12 protein-coding genes are annotated in these 14674 nt (G+C 64.3%); 4 read left to right on the top strand and 8 right to left on the bottom strand.

Translation table 11 applies throughout. The features are described from left to right. Positions 1 to 20 precede the first annotated feature (20 nt). The 3 genes from fabA (at position 21) to fabI (ending at position 2781) form a co-directional block, all read left to right on the top strand. On the top strand, positions 21 to 542 hold the full coding sequence (gene fabA / locus NLM31_RS00290; RefSeq protein ID WP_254135172.1) for a bifunctional 3-hydroxydecanoyl-ACP dehydratase/trans-2-decenoyl-ACP isomerase: 522 nt from the start codon (positions 21 to 23) through the stop codon (positions 540 to 542). 40 nt (positions 543 to 582) lie between these two features. Further along, on the top strand, positions 583 to 1806 hold the full coding sequence (fabB, locus tag NLM31_RS00285; protein WP_254127170.1) for a beta-ketoacyl-ACP synthase I: 1224 nt from the start codon (positions 583 to 585) through the stop codon (positions 1804 to 1806). Positions 1807 to 1980: 174 nt separating this feature from the next. Next, the gene (fabI, locus tag NLM31_RS00280; protein WP_254127168.1) at positions 1981 to 2781 is read left to right on the top strand and encodes an enoyl-ACP reductase FabI; all 801 of its coding nucleotides are present in this window, start codon (positions 1981 to 1983) and stop codon (positions 2779 to 2781) included. 113 nt (positions 2782 to 2894) lie between these two features. Here the strand turns inward: fabI and NLM31_RS00275 are convergent, their stop codons facing one another. The 3 genes from NLM31_RS00275 to NLM31_RS00265 all read right to left on the bottom strand — a co-directional run bounded on the left by NLM31_RS00275 (position 2895) and on the right by NLM31_RS00265 (position 5028). After that, positions 2895 to 3491, bottom strand: coding sequence for a glutathione S-transferase family protein (locus NLM31_RS00275; protein ID WP_254127166.1), 597 nt, complete (start codon positions 3489 to 3491; stop codon positions 2895 to 2897). A gap of 144 nt (positions 3492 to 3635) precedes the next feature. Further along, positions 3636 to 4094, bottom strand: coding sequence for a GNAT family N-acetyltransferase (locus NLM31_RS00270; RefSeq protein WP_254127164.1), 459 nt, complete (start codon positions 4092 to 4094; stop codon positions 3636 to 3638). Positions 4095 to 4101: 7 nt separating this feature from the next. Next, the gene (locus NLM31_RS00265; RefSeq protein WP_254127161.1) at positions 4102 to 5028 is read right to left on the bottom strand and encodes a hydrogen peroxide-inducible genes activator; all 927 of its coding nucleotides are present in this window, start codon (positions 5026 to 5028) and stop codon (positions 4102 to 4104) included. A 114-nt stretch (positions 5029 to 5142) separates the two neighbouring features. Here NLM31_RS00265 and katG point away from each other — a divergent pair, with 114 nt between their 5' ends. Next, positions 5143 to 7302 carry a catalase/peroxidase HPI gene (gene katG, locus NLM31_RS00260; RefSeq protein WP_254191141.1) on the top strand — a complete coding sequence of 720 codons (2160 nt, stop codon included), beginning with the start codon at positions 5143 to 5145 and terminating at the stop codon, positions 7300 to 7302. A 113-nt stretch (positions 7303 to 7415) separates the two neighbouring features. Here the strand turns inward: katG and pnp are convergent, their stop codons facing one another. From pnp to infB, 5 genes are all read right to left on the bottom strand, one after another. Next, entirely contained in the window at positions 7416 to 9578 is a 2163-nt protein-coding gene (pnp, locus tag NLM31_RS00255; RefSeq protein WP_254191140.1) for a polyribonucleotide nucleotidyltransferase, read from the bottom strand. Between the two features lie 378 nt (positions 9579 to 9956). Then, positions 9957 to 10226 carry a 30S ribosomal protein S15 gene (gene rpsO, locus NLM31_RS00250; protein WP_018644188.1) on the bottom strand — a complete coding sequence of 90 codons (270 nt, stop codon included), beginning with the start codon at positions 10224 to 10226 and terminating at the stop codon, positions 9957 to 9959. Between the two features lie 2 nt (positions 10227 to 10228). Further along, positions 10229 to 11347 (bottom strand): tRNA pseudouridine(55) synthase TruB, encoded by a 1119-nt coding sequence (truB, locus tag NLM31_RS00245; RefSeq protein WP_254127155.1) that lies wholly within the window; start codon positions 11345 to 11347, stop codon positions 10229 to 10231. Then, complete coding sequence (rbfA, locus tag NLM31_RS00240) at positions 11344 to 11775, bottom strand: 30S ribosome-binding factor RbfA (RefSeq protein WP_212328080.1); 432 nt, start codon at positions 11773 to 11775, stop codon at positions 11344 to 11346. The genes truB and rbfA overlap by 4 nt, the downstream gene beginning before the upstream one ends. Before the next feature lie 156 nt (positions 11776 to 11931). Next, positions 11932 to 14616 carry a translation initiation factor IF-2 gene (infB, locus tag NLM31_RS00235; RefSeq protein WP_254191139.1) on the bottom strand — a complete coding sequence of 895 codons (2685 nt, stop codon included), beginning with the start codon at positions 14614 to 14616 and terminating at the stop codon, positions 11932 to 11934. Positions 14617 to 14674 lie beyond the last annotated feature (58 nt).

Here is a 14674-nt window from a genome sequence, read left to right as displayed (position 1 = left end):
GTTCAAACAGAGGCTTCCGCATGCTGAACAGGCGCAATGGTTACGAATACGAAGATCTGCTGGCATGTGCCCGCGGTGAGATGTTCGGCCCGGGCAATGCCCAGCTGCCGCTGCCGCCGATGCTCATGTTCGATCGCATCACGGAAATCAGCGACAATGGCGGCGAGTTCGGCAAGGGCGTGGTGCGCGCCGAGCTCGACGTGAAACCCGACCTCTGGTTCTTCGGCTGCCACTTCAAGAACGACCCCGTGATGCCCGGCTGCCTCGGCCTCGATGCGCTGTGGCAAATGGTCGGCTTTTATCTGGGCTGGACCGGAGGCGAAGGCCGTGGCCGCGCGCTCGGCCTGAACGAATTGAAGTTCAGCGGCCAGGTGCTGCCCGAGGCCCGCAAGGTTGTGTACAACGTCGATATCAAACGCGTGATGCGTTCAAAGCTTGTGCTCGGCATTGCCGACGGATGGCTTTCGGTCGACGACCAGATTATTTATCGCGCCAAGGATCTGAAGGTCGGCCTGTTCAAGCAGGGCGTGAACCTGGGCTAACGCGCATCATCAAGAAGACAACGATAGAGGCGAGGCTGTCATGAGGCGGGTTGTGGTCACCGGGATGGGTATCGTCTCGTCGATCGGAAACAACACCCAGGAAGTGCTTTCGAGCCTTCACGAGGCGAAGTCGGGCATTTCGCGGGCTGAGAAATACGCCGAGCTCGGCTTCCGGTCGCAGGTCGCGGGCGCGCCGACGCTCGATCCTTCGACGGTGGTCGACCGCCGCGCGATGCGCTTCCTCGGCCAGGGCGCGGCGTGGAATCATGTTGCGATGGAGCAGGCGATCCAGGACTCCGGTCTGTCGCCTGACGAGGTCTCCAACATCCGCACCGGCATCATCATGGGCTCCGGCGGTCCCTCGGCGCGCACCATCGTCGAGTCCGCCGACATCACCCGCACCAAGGGACCGAAGCGCGTCGGTCCGTTCGCCGTGCCGAAGGCGATGTCGTCCACGGCATCGGCGACGCTCGCGACCTGGTTCAAGATCAAGGGCGTGAACTATTCGATCTCCTCTGCCTGCGCGACGTCGAACCACTGCGTCGGCAACGCCTACGAGACGATCCAGATCGGCAAGCAGGACGTCGTCTTCGCCGGCGGTTGCGAGGAGCTCGACTGGTCGCTGTCGGTGCTGTTCGACGCCATGGGCGCGATGTCCTCGAAATACAACGACACGCCCGCCACCGCTTCGCGGCCCTACGACCTCAATCGCGACGGTTTTGTCATCGCCGGTGGCGCGGGGGTCCTCGTGCTGGAAGAGCTCGAGCACGCCAAGGCGCGCGGCGCACGCATCTACGGCGAGATCGTCGGCTATGGCGCGACCTCGGACGGCTACGACATGGTCGCGCCGTCGGGTGAAGGCGCCGAGCGCTGCATGCGCATGGCGATGTCGACGGTGAAGACCAAGGTCGACTACATCAACCCGCACGCCACCTCGACGCCGGCAGGCGATCCGCCGGAAATCGACGCGCTCCGCCGCGTGTTCGGCGCCGGCGAGAAGTGCCCGCCGATCTCGGCCACCAAGGCGCTGACCGGCCACTCGCTCGGCGCGACCGGCGTGCAGGAGGCGATCTACTCGCTGCTGATGATGAACAACGGCTTCATCTGCGAGAGCGCGCACATCCAGGAGCTCGATCCTGTGTTTGCCGACATGCCGATCGTGCGCAAGCGGATCGACAACGTCAAAATCGGCACCGTGCTGTCGAACTCGTTCGGCTTCGGCGGCACCAACGCCACGCTGGTGTTCAGCCGGCTGGATGTGTGACGACGTTGTTGCGGAATTGCTGGTAGTTTTCGTCATGGCCGGGCTCGTCCCGGCCATCCACGTGTTGGCTACTGGCTTCGACAGAACGCGGATGCCCGGGACATAGGCGAGCGAAGCGACGCCGTCCTTCAGACGGCTATGCCCGGGTAACGGAGAGCGGAGAGTAATTGAGACATGGAAGGTTTGATGCAAGGCAAGCGCGGTCTGATCATGGGCATCGCCAATGATCATTCGATCGCCTGGGGCATGGCGAAGATGCTGCATGCTCACGGCGCCGAGCTCGCCTTCACCTTCCAGGGCGAAGCGCTCGGCAAGCGCGTCAAGCCGCTGGCGGAATCTCTCGGTGTCGAACTCGTGCTCCCCTGTGACGTCGAGGACATCGCCAGCGTCGATGCCACCTTCGACGTGCTGCGCGAAAAATGGGGCAAGCTCGACTTCGTCATCCACGCGATCGGCTTTGCCGACAAGAACGAGCTGAAGGGCCGCTACGCCGACACCAGCCGCGAGAATTTTTCGCGTACCATGGTGATCTCCTGTTTCTCGTTCACGGAGGTGGCAAAGCGTGCGGCCGATCTGATGACGGACGGCGGCAGCATGATCACGCTGACCTTCGGCGCCTCCGAGCGCTCGATGCCGAACTACAACGTGATGGGCGTGGCCAAGGCGGCACTGGAAGCTTCAGTGCGCTATCTCGCCTCCGATTTCGGACCGCGCGGCATCCGCGTCAACGCGATCTCGGCGGGCCCGATCCGCACGCTCGCCGGCTCCGGCATCGGCGAAGCGCGCGCGATGTTCGCGTTCATGCAGAAGCACTCGCCGCTCCGCCGCGGCGTCACGCTCGATGAGCTCGGCGGCTCGGCGCTGTATCTGTTGTCGGATCTCTCCGGCGGCGTGACCGGCGAAATCCACTATGTCGATTCCGGCTACAACATCGTCCTGATGCCGCGACCGGACGATTTGAAGGCCCCGGAGTAGAACTCCGCAGGGTGGGCAAAGGAGCGCAAGCGACGTGCCCACCATTTCTCAATCATTGCGCACAGAACGTGGGCAGGGCGCGTTGCGCCTTTGCCCACCCTACGACAGTTGGTCTAACCCGCCGCGATCTTCTCCGCGCGCTGGAACGCCGGCCGCGCCATGCAGCGCGCGATGTAGGCGTCGAAGGCCGGGCGCGTCGGCACCATCTTGAACAGGCGCACCGCAAAGTTCAGGCCCGCGCCGATCGTGATGTCGGCCGCGGAAAAGTCCTCGCCGAGAATCCACGGGCCCTTGTCGAGCGCCGCTTCCAGCACGTCGAACACCTGTGTCGCGCTGCCCCAGGCGGCGGTCGAGGTCGGTACCTCGATCTTGGTGAAGATCTGGATGATCGCGGGCTCGATGCAGCTCGGCGAGAAGAACAGCCATTGCAGATAGCGTGCGCGGCGCGGATCGGTCACACCAGGCGCGAGCTTCGTCTCGGGATATCGGTCGGCGATATAGGCGCAAATCGCGGCGGCTTCACCGAGCGCGGCGTCGCCGTCGCTGAGCGCCGGCACCTTGCCCATCGGATTGACCTTCAGATAGTCCGGCGCCTTCTGCGCGCCCGTCGAGATATCGGTCAGCACGCGCTCATAGGGTAGTCCGCTCTCTTCCATCAGCCAGAGCGTCGAGAACGAGCGCGAGCGGGGCGACCAATAGAGCTTGATCATGGCGGGGAACCTTCCGTGGGCGAGAGGCGGGTGAGGGCTCATTCATTGCGTGTTCGCCCCGAAATCGCAACGCACTACGTCTAGGCGAATGCCACGCCCGGAAGCCGACATCTTGGTCAACGCGCTAGGTTGACGACAGTGTTTTCACGAACTGGGCCGCTTCCACCGGTAGTATTTCATCATGAAGCCGTTCGATGGCTCGAGCTCTTCCTTCTCGAACACAAAGCCCTCGCGTTCGTACCAGCGCCACGCCTTCTCGTTCTCGCGAATGCAGCGCAGATACATTTCATCCGGCATCTGCGTGCGCGTAAAGGCGAGCAGCTTCCGCCCGAGCGATTGCCCCTGATAGGCGGGGCCGACGAACAGCATATCGAGATAGAGCTTTGGCAGATGCAGCGCGAGCATTGCGGCGATGGTGCCGTTGTCGTCGGCGACGAACAGGCTCCAGCCGTCCTCGATCTCGCGGCGGATGCGCGCGCGCAGGTTTGCCAGCAGGAATTCGCTCGCCTCGGCGAGCCCGGTCGAGACCCAGCTTTCCATCCAGACGCGTCCGATCTCGTCATATTCCTCACTGCGAGCGGGACGAATGATCGGATCGGACATTGGTGCCTCAAGCCCTCTGGTTGCGCGTGGCCTGCCGCGGGCGCGCCTTGCCGGCCGACAGGCACACCACCTCGGAGATCTGGAGCAGCTGCCGCGCCAGCGGGCTGGTCTTGCGCCAGACCATGCCGATGGTGCGCGAGGGCTCGGGGTCGCGGAATCGCGACAGCGAGACCGAGGCCGATCGCGTTTCCACCGACACCGCCATCTCCGGGATCAGGGTCACGCCGATGCCGGCGCTGACCATCTGGACCAATGTCGACAGCGAATTCGCATCAAGCATCTCGCGCGGCGGCGCTGATTGCATGTTGCAGAACGATAGGGCCTGGTCGCGGAAACAATGGCCCTCCTCTAACAGCAGCAGCCGCATCTCCCGCATCATCTCGCGCGACGGCGCTGGGGTGCCCGCATCCGTGCCCGGACGTACCAGCAGGAATTTTTCCTCGAACAGGGCGACCTCGGTGAGCGAGGGTTCGGAGACCGGCAGCGCGACGATGGCGGTGTCGAGCCGGCCTTCGACCAGTTCCTGGATCAGCCGCGGCGTCATCGTCTCGCGCACGCGGATGTCGAGCTCCGGATGCATGCGCGTGAGGTTCTTGGTGATCTTGGGCAAGAGATAAGGCGCGATCGTCGGGATCATGCCGATGCGCAGACGGCCGGCAAAACGGTCCTGCGAGGCGCGGGCGAAATCGCCGAGCTCATCGACCGAGCGCAGGATGTCGCGGACGCGCTGCGCGAGTTCCTCGCCGAACCGGGTCAGCGCGACCTGACGCGCACTGCGCTCCAGCAGCAGCCCGCCGAGCGCCTCCTCCAGTTCCTTGATCTGCATCGACAGCGCGGGCTGCGAGATGGAACAGGCCTCCGCGGCGCGGCCGAAATGGCCATGACGCGCCAGCGCGTCGAAATATCGCAGCTGGCGCAGCGTCAGATTGATCATCAGAAAAACCTATCGCAGCGATCATTAAAGTCAACTTCCCCTGATCGAAGGCGACGCTTAGAGTGGTTCTACCTGGTCAAAGGCGCGAGTTCGACGCCACCAGAGGAGGTATTCATGGACGACTCATCGAAGTGCCCGTTTTCGGGCGGAAAACCCACGCCGGTGAACCGCGACTGGTGGCCCACCAATCTCAGCATCGACATGCTGCACAAGAATTCAGGCCTGTCCGATCCGATGGGCGAGGCGTTCGACTATGCCAAGGAATTCAAGACGCTCGACCTGAACGCGGTCATCAAGGACCTGACCGCCCTGATGACGGATTCGCAGGAATGGTGGCCGGCCGACTTCGGTCACTATGGCGGCCTCATGATCCGCATGGCCTGGCACAGCGCGGGCACCTACCGCATCACCGACGGTCGTGGCGGCGCCGGTGCCGGTCAGCAGCGTTTCGCTCCGCTCAACAGCTGGCCCGACAACGCCAACCTCGACAAGGCGCGCCGGCTGCTCTGGCCGATCAAGCAGAAATACGGCCGCAAGATTTCCTGGGCCGATCTGATGGTGCTCGCCGGCAACGTCGCGCTGGAGTCGATGGGCTTCAAGACCTTCGGTTTCGCCGGTGGTCGCGCCGACGTTTGGGAGCCGGAAGAGCTCTATTGGGGTCCCGAAGGCACGTGGCTGGGCGATGAGCGCTACAGCGGCGAACGCCAGCTCGCCGAGCCGCTCGGCGCCGTGCAGATGGGCCTCATCTACGTCAACCCGGAAGGTCCGAACGGCAAGCCGGATCCGGTCGCCGCGGCCAAGGACATCCGCGAGACCTTCTTCCGCATGGCGATGAACGACGAAGAGACCGTCGCGCTGATCGCGGGCGGCCACTCCTTCGGCAAGACCCATGGCGCGGGCGATCCGTCGCTGGTCGGTCCGGAGCCGGAAGCGGGCGCGCTGGAAGATCAGGGCCTCGGCTGGAAGAGCAAGCACGCGTCGGGTCTGGCCGGTGATTCCATCACCAGCGGTCTCGAGGTGACCTGGACGACGACGCCGACGAAGTGGAGCAACAACTTCTTCGAGAACCTGTTCAACTACGAATGGGAGCTGACGAAGAGCCCGGGCGGTGCGAACCAGTGGACCGCCAAGGGTGCCGACGCGATCATTCCGGATCCGTTCGACAAGTCGAAGAAGCATCGCCCGACGATGCTGACGACCGACCTGTCGCTGCGCATGGATCCGGCCTATGAGAAGATCTCGCGCCGCTTCCTCGAAAACCCCGATCAGTTCGCGGACGCCTTCGCCCGCGCCTGGTTCAAGCTCACGCACCGCGACATGGGTCCGATCGTGCGTTACCTCGGCCCGCTGGTGCCGAAGGAGACGCTGATCTGGCAGGATCCGATTCCGGCGTTGAACCACGAGGTCGTCAGCGATCAGGACATCGCTGCGCTGAAGACCAAGATCCTGGCTTCGGGCCTCTCGGTGTCGGAGCTGGTCTCGACCGCCTGGGCGTCGGCCTCGACGTTCCGCGGCTCGGACAAGCGCGGCGGCGCCAACGGTGCGCGCATCCGTCTTGCTCCGCAGAAGGACTGGGAAGTGAACCAGCCGGCCCAGCTCTCCAAGGTGCTCGGCAAGCTCGAAGCGATCCAGAAGGACTTCAACGCGGGCGCGAAGAAGGTCTCGCTCGCCGACCTGATCGTCCTCGGCGGTTCTGCCGCGGTCGAGAAGGCTGCGAAGGATGCCGGCGTCGATGTGAAGGTTGGCTTCACGCCGGGCCGCATGGATGCTTCGCAGGAGCAGACCGATGCCGCCTCCTTCGCACCGCTGGAGCCGCGGGCCGACGGCTTCCGCAACTATGTCAGCAAGAAGCATCAATTCCTGAAGCAGGAAGAGGCGCTCGTCGATCGCGCGCAGCTTCTGAAGCTCTCGGGCCCCGAATTGACGGTGCTCGTCGGCGGCCTGCGCGTGCTCGGTGCCAATGCGAACGGTTCGAAAGCCGGTGTCTTCACCGCCAAGGTGGGCACGCTCTCCAACGACTACTTCGTCAACCTGCTCGACATGAGCACGCAGTGGACGCCGGTTGCCGACGGCTCCTACGAGGCCCGTGACCGCAAGACCAATGCGGTGAAGTGGACCGGCACGCGCGCCGATCTGATCTTCGGCTCGCACTCGCAGCTCCGCGCCTTCGCCGAGGTCTATGCCTCGTCGGATTCCAAGCAGCAGTTCGTGCAGGACTTCGCCAAGGCCTGGACCAAGGTGATGAACCTCGACCGGTTCGACCTCACGGCCTGAGGTTTAACACCTCTCCCCGCTGGGGAGAGGTGAAGAGCCAAGCGGACAGATTTGAACACAAACAAAAAGGGCGGCCGCGAGGCCGCCCTTCGTGTTTTGGGGTCGCGGAGCGATTACTCGCCGGCCGCTTCGCGCGGGGCCTTCTCGCCCTCGCCGCCCTTGTCCTTGCCTTCGAGGTCTTCGCCGGTGGTCTGGTCGACGACCTTCATCGACAGGCGGGTCTTGCCGCGATCGTCGAAGCCGAGCAGCTTGACCTTGACCTTGTCGCCTTCCTTGACGACGTCGGAGGTCTTCTGCACGCGCGCCGAGGCGAGCTGGCTGATGTGGACGAGACCGTCCTTGGAGCCGAAGAAGTTCACGAAGGCGCCGAACTCCATCACCTTGACGACGGTGCCGTCATAGATCTGGCCGACTTCCGGATCGGACGCGATCGACTTGATCCACTTGATCGCGGCCTTCATCGCCTCGCCGTCGGAGGAGGCGACCTTCACGGTGCCGTCGTCCTCGATGTTGACCTTGGCGCCGGTCTTCTCGACGATCTCGCGGATCACCTTGCCGCCGGTGCCGATCACTTCGCGGATCTTGTCGGTGGCGATCTTGAAGGTCTCGATGCGCGGCGCGTATTCGCCGAGCTCGGCGCGGGCGTTGGTCAGCGCCTTGGCCATCTCGCCGAGGATGTGGATGCGTCCGTCCTTGGCCTGGGCCAGGGCGACCTTCATGATCTCTTCGGTGATGCCCTCGATCTTGATGTCCATCTGGAGCGAGGTGATGCCCGCTTCCGTGCCGGCGACCTTGAAGTCCATGTCGCCGAGATGGTCTTCGTCACCGAGGATGTCCGAGAGAACCGCGAAGCGCTTGTCTTCGAGGATCAGGCCCATCGCGATGCCCGCGGTCGGCCGCTTCAACGGCACGCCGGCATCCATCAGCGCGAGCGAAGCGCCGCAGACCGAAGCCATCGAGGACGAACCGTTCGATTCGGTGATCTCCGACACCACGCGCGTGGTGTAGGGGAACTCGTGATGCGGCGGCAGCACCGGATGGATCGCGCGCCAGGCGAGCTTGCCGTGGCCGATCTCGCGGCGCTTGGTGCCGCCGAGGCGACCGGTCTCACCGACCGAGTAGGGAGGGAAGTTGTAGTGCAGCAGGAACGTCTCTTTGTACGTTCCCGACAGCGCGTCGATGTACTGCTCGTCCTCGCCGGTGCCGAGCGTGGTCACGACCATCGCCTGGGTCTCGCCGCGGGTGAACAGCGCCGAACCGTGAGCGCGGGGCAGCACGCCGACTTCGGCGACGATGTTGCGAACGGTCTTGCTGTCACGGCCGTCGATGCGCTTGCCGGTGTCGAGGATGTTCCAGCGAACGATCTTCGCCTCGAGCTCCTTGAACACCGCGCTGATGCGCAGCTTGTCGTATTTCGGCTCCTGCCCTTCGGGGAAATAGTGGGCGATCACCTTTTCCTTGACCTTGCCGACCGCGGCGTAGCGATCCTGCTTGACCGGAATGGCGTAGGCGGAGCGCAGCTCCTGCTCGACGAGGCCGAGCATTTCCTTCTCGAGCGCGGCATTGTCGATGACGGTGACTTCGCGCGGCTCCTTGGCGGCCTTCTCGGCGAGCTCGATGATCGCGTTGATGACCGGCTGGAAGTGGCGGTGACCGAACATCACGGCGCCGAGCATGATGTCTTCGTTCAGCTCCTTGGCTTCCGATTCCACCATCAGGACGGCGTCGGCGGTGCCGGCGACGACCAGGTCGAGCTGGGTGTCGACCATCTCGTCGAGCGTCGGGTTGAGGATAAACTCGTCATTGGCGAAGCCGACGCGGGCGGCGCCGATTGGGCCCTTGAAGGGCGCGCCGGACAGGGTCAGCGCGGCCGAGGAGGCCACCAGCGCGACGATATCAGGGTCGTTCTCCATGTCGTGCGACAGCACGGTGGCGATCACCTGGGTCTCGTTGCGCCAGCCGTCGACGAACAGCGGACGGATCGGACGGTCGATCAGGCGGGAGACCAGCGTCTCCTTCTCGGTCGGACGGCCTTCGCGCTTGAAATAGCCGCCGGGAATGCGGCCGGCAGCGTAGGTCTTTTCCTGGTAGTCGACGGTCAGCGGCAGGAAGTCGACGCCTTCACGCGGCGCCTTCGCGGCGACGACGGTGGCGAGCACCACGGTCTCGCCATAGGTGGCGATGACGGCGCCGTCGGCCTGGCGAGCGATCTTGCCGGTTTCGAGCTTGAGAGGGCGTCCGCCCCAGTCGATCTCGACTGAATGCTTATTGAACATAGAGGTCTTCTTTCATGGGTTCTCGAAAGAAGGGACGGCTCGAAAAACAAAAACCATGTCAAGATTGCAGGACGCTGATCGGAGCGGGCGATCAGCGTCCTGCGATCCTGCCATGGTTTTTGGATGTCGGATGGCGTCCATCCTTTCGGGGTCATACGGGCACCTTGCCCGTTGCGCCCAGCCGCCGGATTGCTGCTGGACTGTCAGTCAGCACGAACGCGAACACCGAACCGCGGTCTTCGCTGATCATGCCCCGGATGCGAAGCATCATTGGCCCGCACCGGACGCACGCGTGAGCCTCGATCAAAAACCTAAAAGCAAACGCTTTGGCTCGAACTCACGCGCAAAAACGCGCGCCGGTGGCGCGCGCAAGAGCTCTTAACGACGAATGTTGTGCTTCTCGAGCAGCGCCTTGTACCGCGCTTCGTCCCGCTTCTTGAGGTAGTCGAGGAGCGAGCGGCGGGTCGAGACCAGCTTCAAGAGGCCACGACGCGAATGGTTGTCCTTCACGTGGGTCTTGAAATGGTTGGTCAGGTTGTTGATGCGTTCCGACAGGATCGCGACCTGAACCTCCGGCGAGCCGGTGTCGCCGGCTTTGGTGGCATTCGTCTTGATGACTTCCGCTTTACGTTCTGCGGCAATCGACATCGTCAATTTCTCTCGTTGCGACCGGTTGAGGCAGTCAAGCCGGTCAGGTTGAACACACGCTTGGGGATGATTTCGCCGTTGCCGACTTCAGCAAGCGCCAAAAGACGGCCTGCTACCGTGACATAGACTGTGCCGCTACTTGTGGGCGCATCCCGTCCGCGCAACAAAACGGCCTGGCCCCGGTGGAGCCTTGCCGCATCAGCCCGAGTGACGGCCAGTGCCGGGATGTCGTCCAGCGCGGTCTCAACGGGCATCAGCGCGTCGGCGAGGCTTCCCTCACCGGACGCGGCTCTATCGCACAAAGCCTCCAGCTGATCCAGCGGAATCATGTCATTTTCGCCAAATGGGCCGACCAGGGTCCGCCGCAGCGCGCAGATATGGCCGAAAGTGCCGAGAATCCGGCCCATATCGCGGGCCAATGCCCTGACATAGGTTCCCTTGCCGCATTCGGCCTCGAACACGGCTCGGTCGTTATCTGGTTGATCTACAAGGGTTAAATGATGAATCTCGACCGGGCGGGGCGCCAGCTCCACGACCTCGCCGTCGCGTGCGAGGTCATAGGCCCGCTCGCCCTGGACCTTGATCGCCGAATAGCGCGGCGGAACCTGCTCGATCACCCCGGTGAAACGGGGCAGCAGGGCTTCGATGGCCTCGCGGGTCGGGCGCTGGTCCGAGGTCGCAGTGACCTGGCCTTCGATGTCGTCGGTGTCGCGCTCCGCGCCCCAGCACACCGTGAAGCGGTAGCGCTTGCGGCCGTCCATGACGAAGGGAACCGTCTTGGTGGCTTCGCCGAGCGCAATCGGCAGGCCGCCCGAGGCGAGCGGGTCGAGCGTGCCGGCGTGGCCCGCACGCTTGGCGTTGAACAGACGCTTGAGCACGGCAACGGCCTGCGTCGAGGTCATCCCGATCGGCTTGTCGAGCACGACCCAGCCGTGCACGTCGCGCCGGTCGCGGCGCGGCTGATTGCCCTTCTGCTTGCCCGCGCGCGGATCGTTGTTGACCCGACGCGCCTCCTGATGCGGCTGAGCATTGCCGCCGACATCTGCAAAATTATTTTGCTGCATGTCGCGGGTATCGGCCTCGTCGCTGCCGATCGTGCCGTGAGCCGGGTCCATCATCATTGCTCTTCTTCCCGATCCGAATCCGGATCCTGTTCCAAATCCTTTTGCACCGCAGGCGTTCGCAAAAGCTTCTCGATCCGTTCCGCTTCGTCGAATCGTTCGTCGACGCGGAAACGAATATCAGGTGCAAATTTCAGGTTAACGCGCCGCGCGACTTCGCCGCGCAGGAATTTCTTGTTGCGATCGAGCGCAGTGATGACGAGCTCGGTATCGCGGCCACCAAGCGGCATCACGTAGATTGTCGCGAGCTTCAGGTCGGGCGACATCCGCACCTCCGGCACGGTGATGATGTGACCTTCGAGGTCCGCATCATGCACGCTGCCTTGCGCCAGAATCTCGGCTATCGCGTGGCGAACCTGCTCGCCGACGCGCAGCTGACGCTGCGAGCCGCCGGGCGCGGAACTTTTCTTCTGATGATGGCGCGGCATAGTCGAAAATCACCTCGTCGTGCCCGCGTATGGGACACGAGCATTGTCATTTGTCCTGCTGGAACGAATGGGGCGTGGATGGCCGGAAAAAATCCGGCCATCTCACTCCCGCTATTTCAGTTCAAAAAGATCCGGGCGCTTCGGTAAGATTTGGACTTACAGGGAGCGCTGGATCGTCTCCACGCGATAACACTCGATCACGTCACCGGCACGCATGTCGTGATAGTTCTCGAAGGCCATGCCGCATTCCTGACCGGACTGGACTTCCTTCACTTCGTCCTTGAAGCGCTTCAGCGTCGACAGCTTGCCTTCGTGCACGACGACGTTGTCGCGGATCAGGCGCACATTGGCGCCGCGTTCCACGGTGCCGTCGGTGACGCGGCAGCCGGCAACCTTGCCGACCTTGGAGATGTTGAAGATCTCCAGGATCTCGGCGTTGCCCAGCATGGTTTCGCGCAAGGTCGGCGCGAGCAGACCGCTCATCGCCTTCTTCACGTCGTCCACGAGGTCGTAGATGATGTTGTAGTAGCGGATCTCGATGCCGTTGCGCTTGGCAGCCGCGGCAGCTTCCTTGTTCGCACGGACCGAGAAGCCGATGATCGCGGCGTTGAAGCCTTCCGCGAGCGTCACGTCGGATTCCGAGATACCGCCGACGCCGGCATGCAGGATGCGGGCGGCGACTTCGTCGGTGCCGAGCTTCTCGAGCGAGCCGAGGATCGCTTCCAGCGAGCCCTGCACGTCGGCCTTGACGATCAGCGGGAATTCCTTGCGGCCCGCCGTCTTCAACTGCGACATCATCTGCTCGAGCGAGCCGCGCATGCCGGAGATCGAGGCAGCCGCGTTCTCGCGCTTCTGGTGCGCGCGGTAGCTGGTGACCTGACGGGCGCGGGCTTCGTTCTCGACCACCGCGAGACGATCGCCGGCTTCCGGCGGACCGTTGAAGCCGAGCACTTCGACCGGCACTGAGGGACCGGCTTCCTGCACCGTCTCACCCTGATCGGAGATCAGCGCGCGGACACGGCCCATTTCGGCGCCGGCGACGATGATGTCACCGACACGCAGCGTGCCGCGCTGGACCAGCACGGTCGCGACCGGGCCACGGCCGCGATCGAGCTTGGCTTCGATCACGGTGCCTTCGGCCGGACGCTCCGAATTGGTCTTGAGGTCGAGGATTTCGGCCTGGAGCGCGATCATCTCGAGCAGCTTGTCGAGATTGGTCTTGTTCTTGGCGGACACCTCGACGTCGACGACATCGCCACCGAACGATTCCACCTGCACCTCGTGCTGGAGCAGCTCGGTGCGCACGCGCTCGGGCTTGGCATCGGGCTTGTCGATCTTGTTGATGGCAACGATGATCGGCACCCGCGCCGCCTTGGCGTGGTTGATGGCTTCGATCGTCTGCGGCATCACGCCGTCATCGGCCGCGACCACCAGCACGACGATGTCGGTGACCTTGGCGCCGCGGGCGCGCATCGCAGTGAACGCGGCGTGGCCGGGCGTGTCGATGAAGGTGATCTTCTTGCCGCTCTCGGGCGAGACGACCTGATAGGCGCCGATATGCTGGGTGATACCGCCGGCTTCGCCGGACACCACGTTGGCATGGCGGAGCGCGTCGAGCAGCGAGGTCTTGCCGTGGTCGACGTGGCCCATAACGGTGACGACCGGAGAGCGGGTCTCGGTGTCGGTGGAATCGTCGACGGCGTCGAACAGGCCTTCTTCAACGTCGGACGCGGCAACGCGCTTGACGGTGTGGCCGAGCTCTTCGGCGATCAGCTGCGCGGTGTCGGCATCGATCACGTCGGTGATCTTGTGCATCGCGCCCTGCTTCATCAGCATGCGGATGACGTCGACCGCGCGCTCGGCCATGCGGTTGGCGAGTTCCTGAATGGTGATCGCTTCCGGAATGATCACCTCGCGGATCAGCTTTTCCTTCGGCTCGTTCGAGACGTGGCCCTTCAGGCGCTGGGTGCGGCGGCGGAACGAGGCGATCGAGCGCTCGCGCACTTCGTCGGCATTGAGCGCGGTGACGACGGTCAGTCGGCCGCGCTCCTTCTGCGGGCCAGGCTTATGGGTCGGCTTGGGCGCGACCACAGGACGCGCGGCGCCGCCGGGACCGCGACGGATCTGGCGCGGACCGTCATCTTCGTCCGGGCCGGCTGCGACACCGGGCGCACGAGCTGCTGGGACACCCTGCCGCGGCGCGATGGTTGCCGGGCGAGCGGTCGTGGTCGCTCCCGGTCGCGTGGTGGTGGTCGGCGCGGGGCGCGGAGCGCTGGTCGCCGGGGCGGCCGCTGCTGCGGGACGCGCGGCAGCCGGCTGCTCGCCTTCACCAAAGCGCTTCTTGGCTTCGGTCTCGGCCTTGCGCTTGGCTTCGTCCTCGTGACGGTGACGCTCTTCCTCGGCCTTGCGGCGGGATTCGGCGGCTTCGCGCTCGGCGCGTTCGGCGGCCTCGCGAACCGAGCGGCGCTGGGCCTCTTCCTCGGCCTGGCGGCGCTCTTCGACTTCGCGCACCTTGGCGTCCGCGAGCGCGCTGGCGCGAGCGGAACGTTCGTCCTCGGTCAGCGTGCGCAGCACGACGCCGGAGCCGGCGTTGCGCGGCGGAGCCGGGCGCGACGGGGCGGGCGCAGGGGCAGCGGGCGCCGGCTTTGCAACAACGGTCGGTGCCTGTGGCTCAGGGCTGCCGTCGATACGGCGCTTGCCGCGCTTCTCGACCACGACCTGCTTGCTGCGGCCATGGCTGAAGCTCTGGCGCACAGTGCCCGTTTCGACGCGCGGCTTGAGCGATAGCGTCTTGCTCGGAACGCTCAGCTTCTTGTCGTCAGGGGTCTTGGTATCAACCATTCAGCAGTCCTAATCCTGATTTATCAGTGTTGTGCGTTGCCGCACCGTCTTATCGGGT

This window comes from Bradyrhizobium sp. CCGUVB4N, assembly GCF_024199945.1.
GTDB lineage: Bacteria > Pseudomonadota > Alphaproteobacteria > Rhizobiales > Xanthobacteraceae > Bradyrhizobium.
Note: the sequence above shows the minus strand (reverse complement) of the source record. Positions and strands in the feature narration are given on the sequence as shown.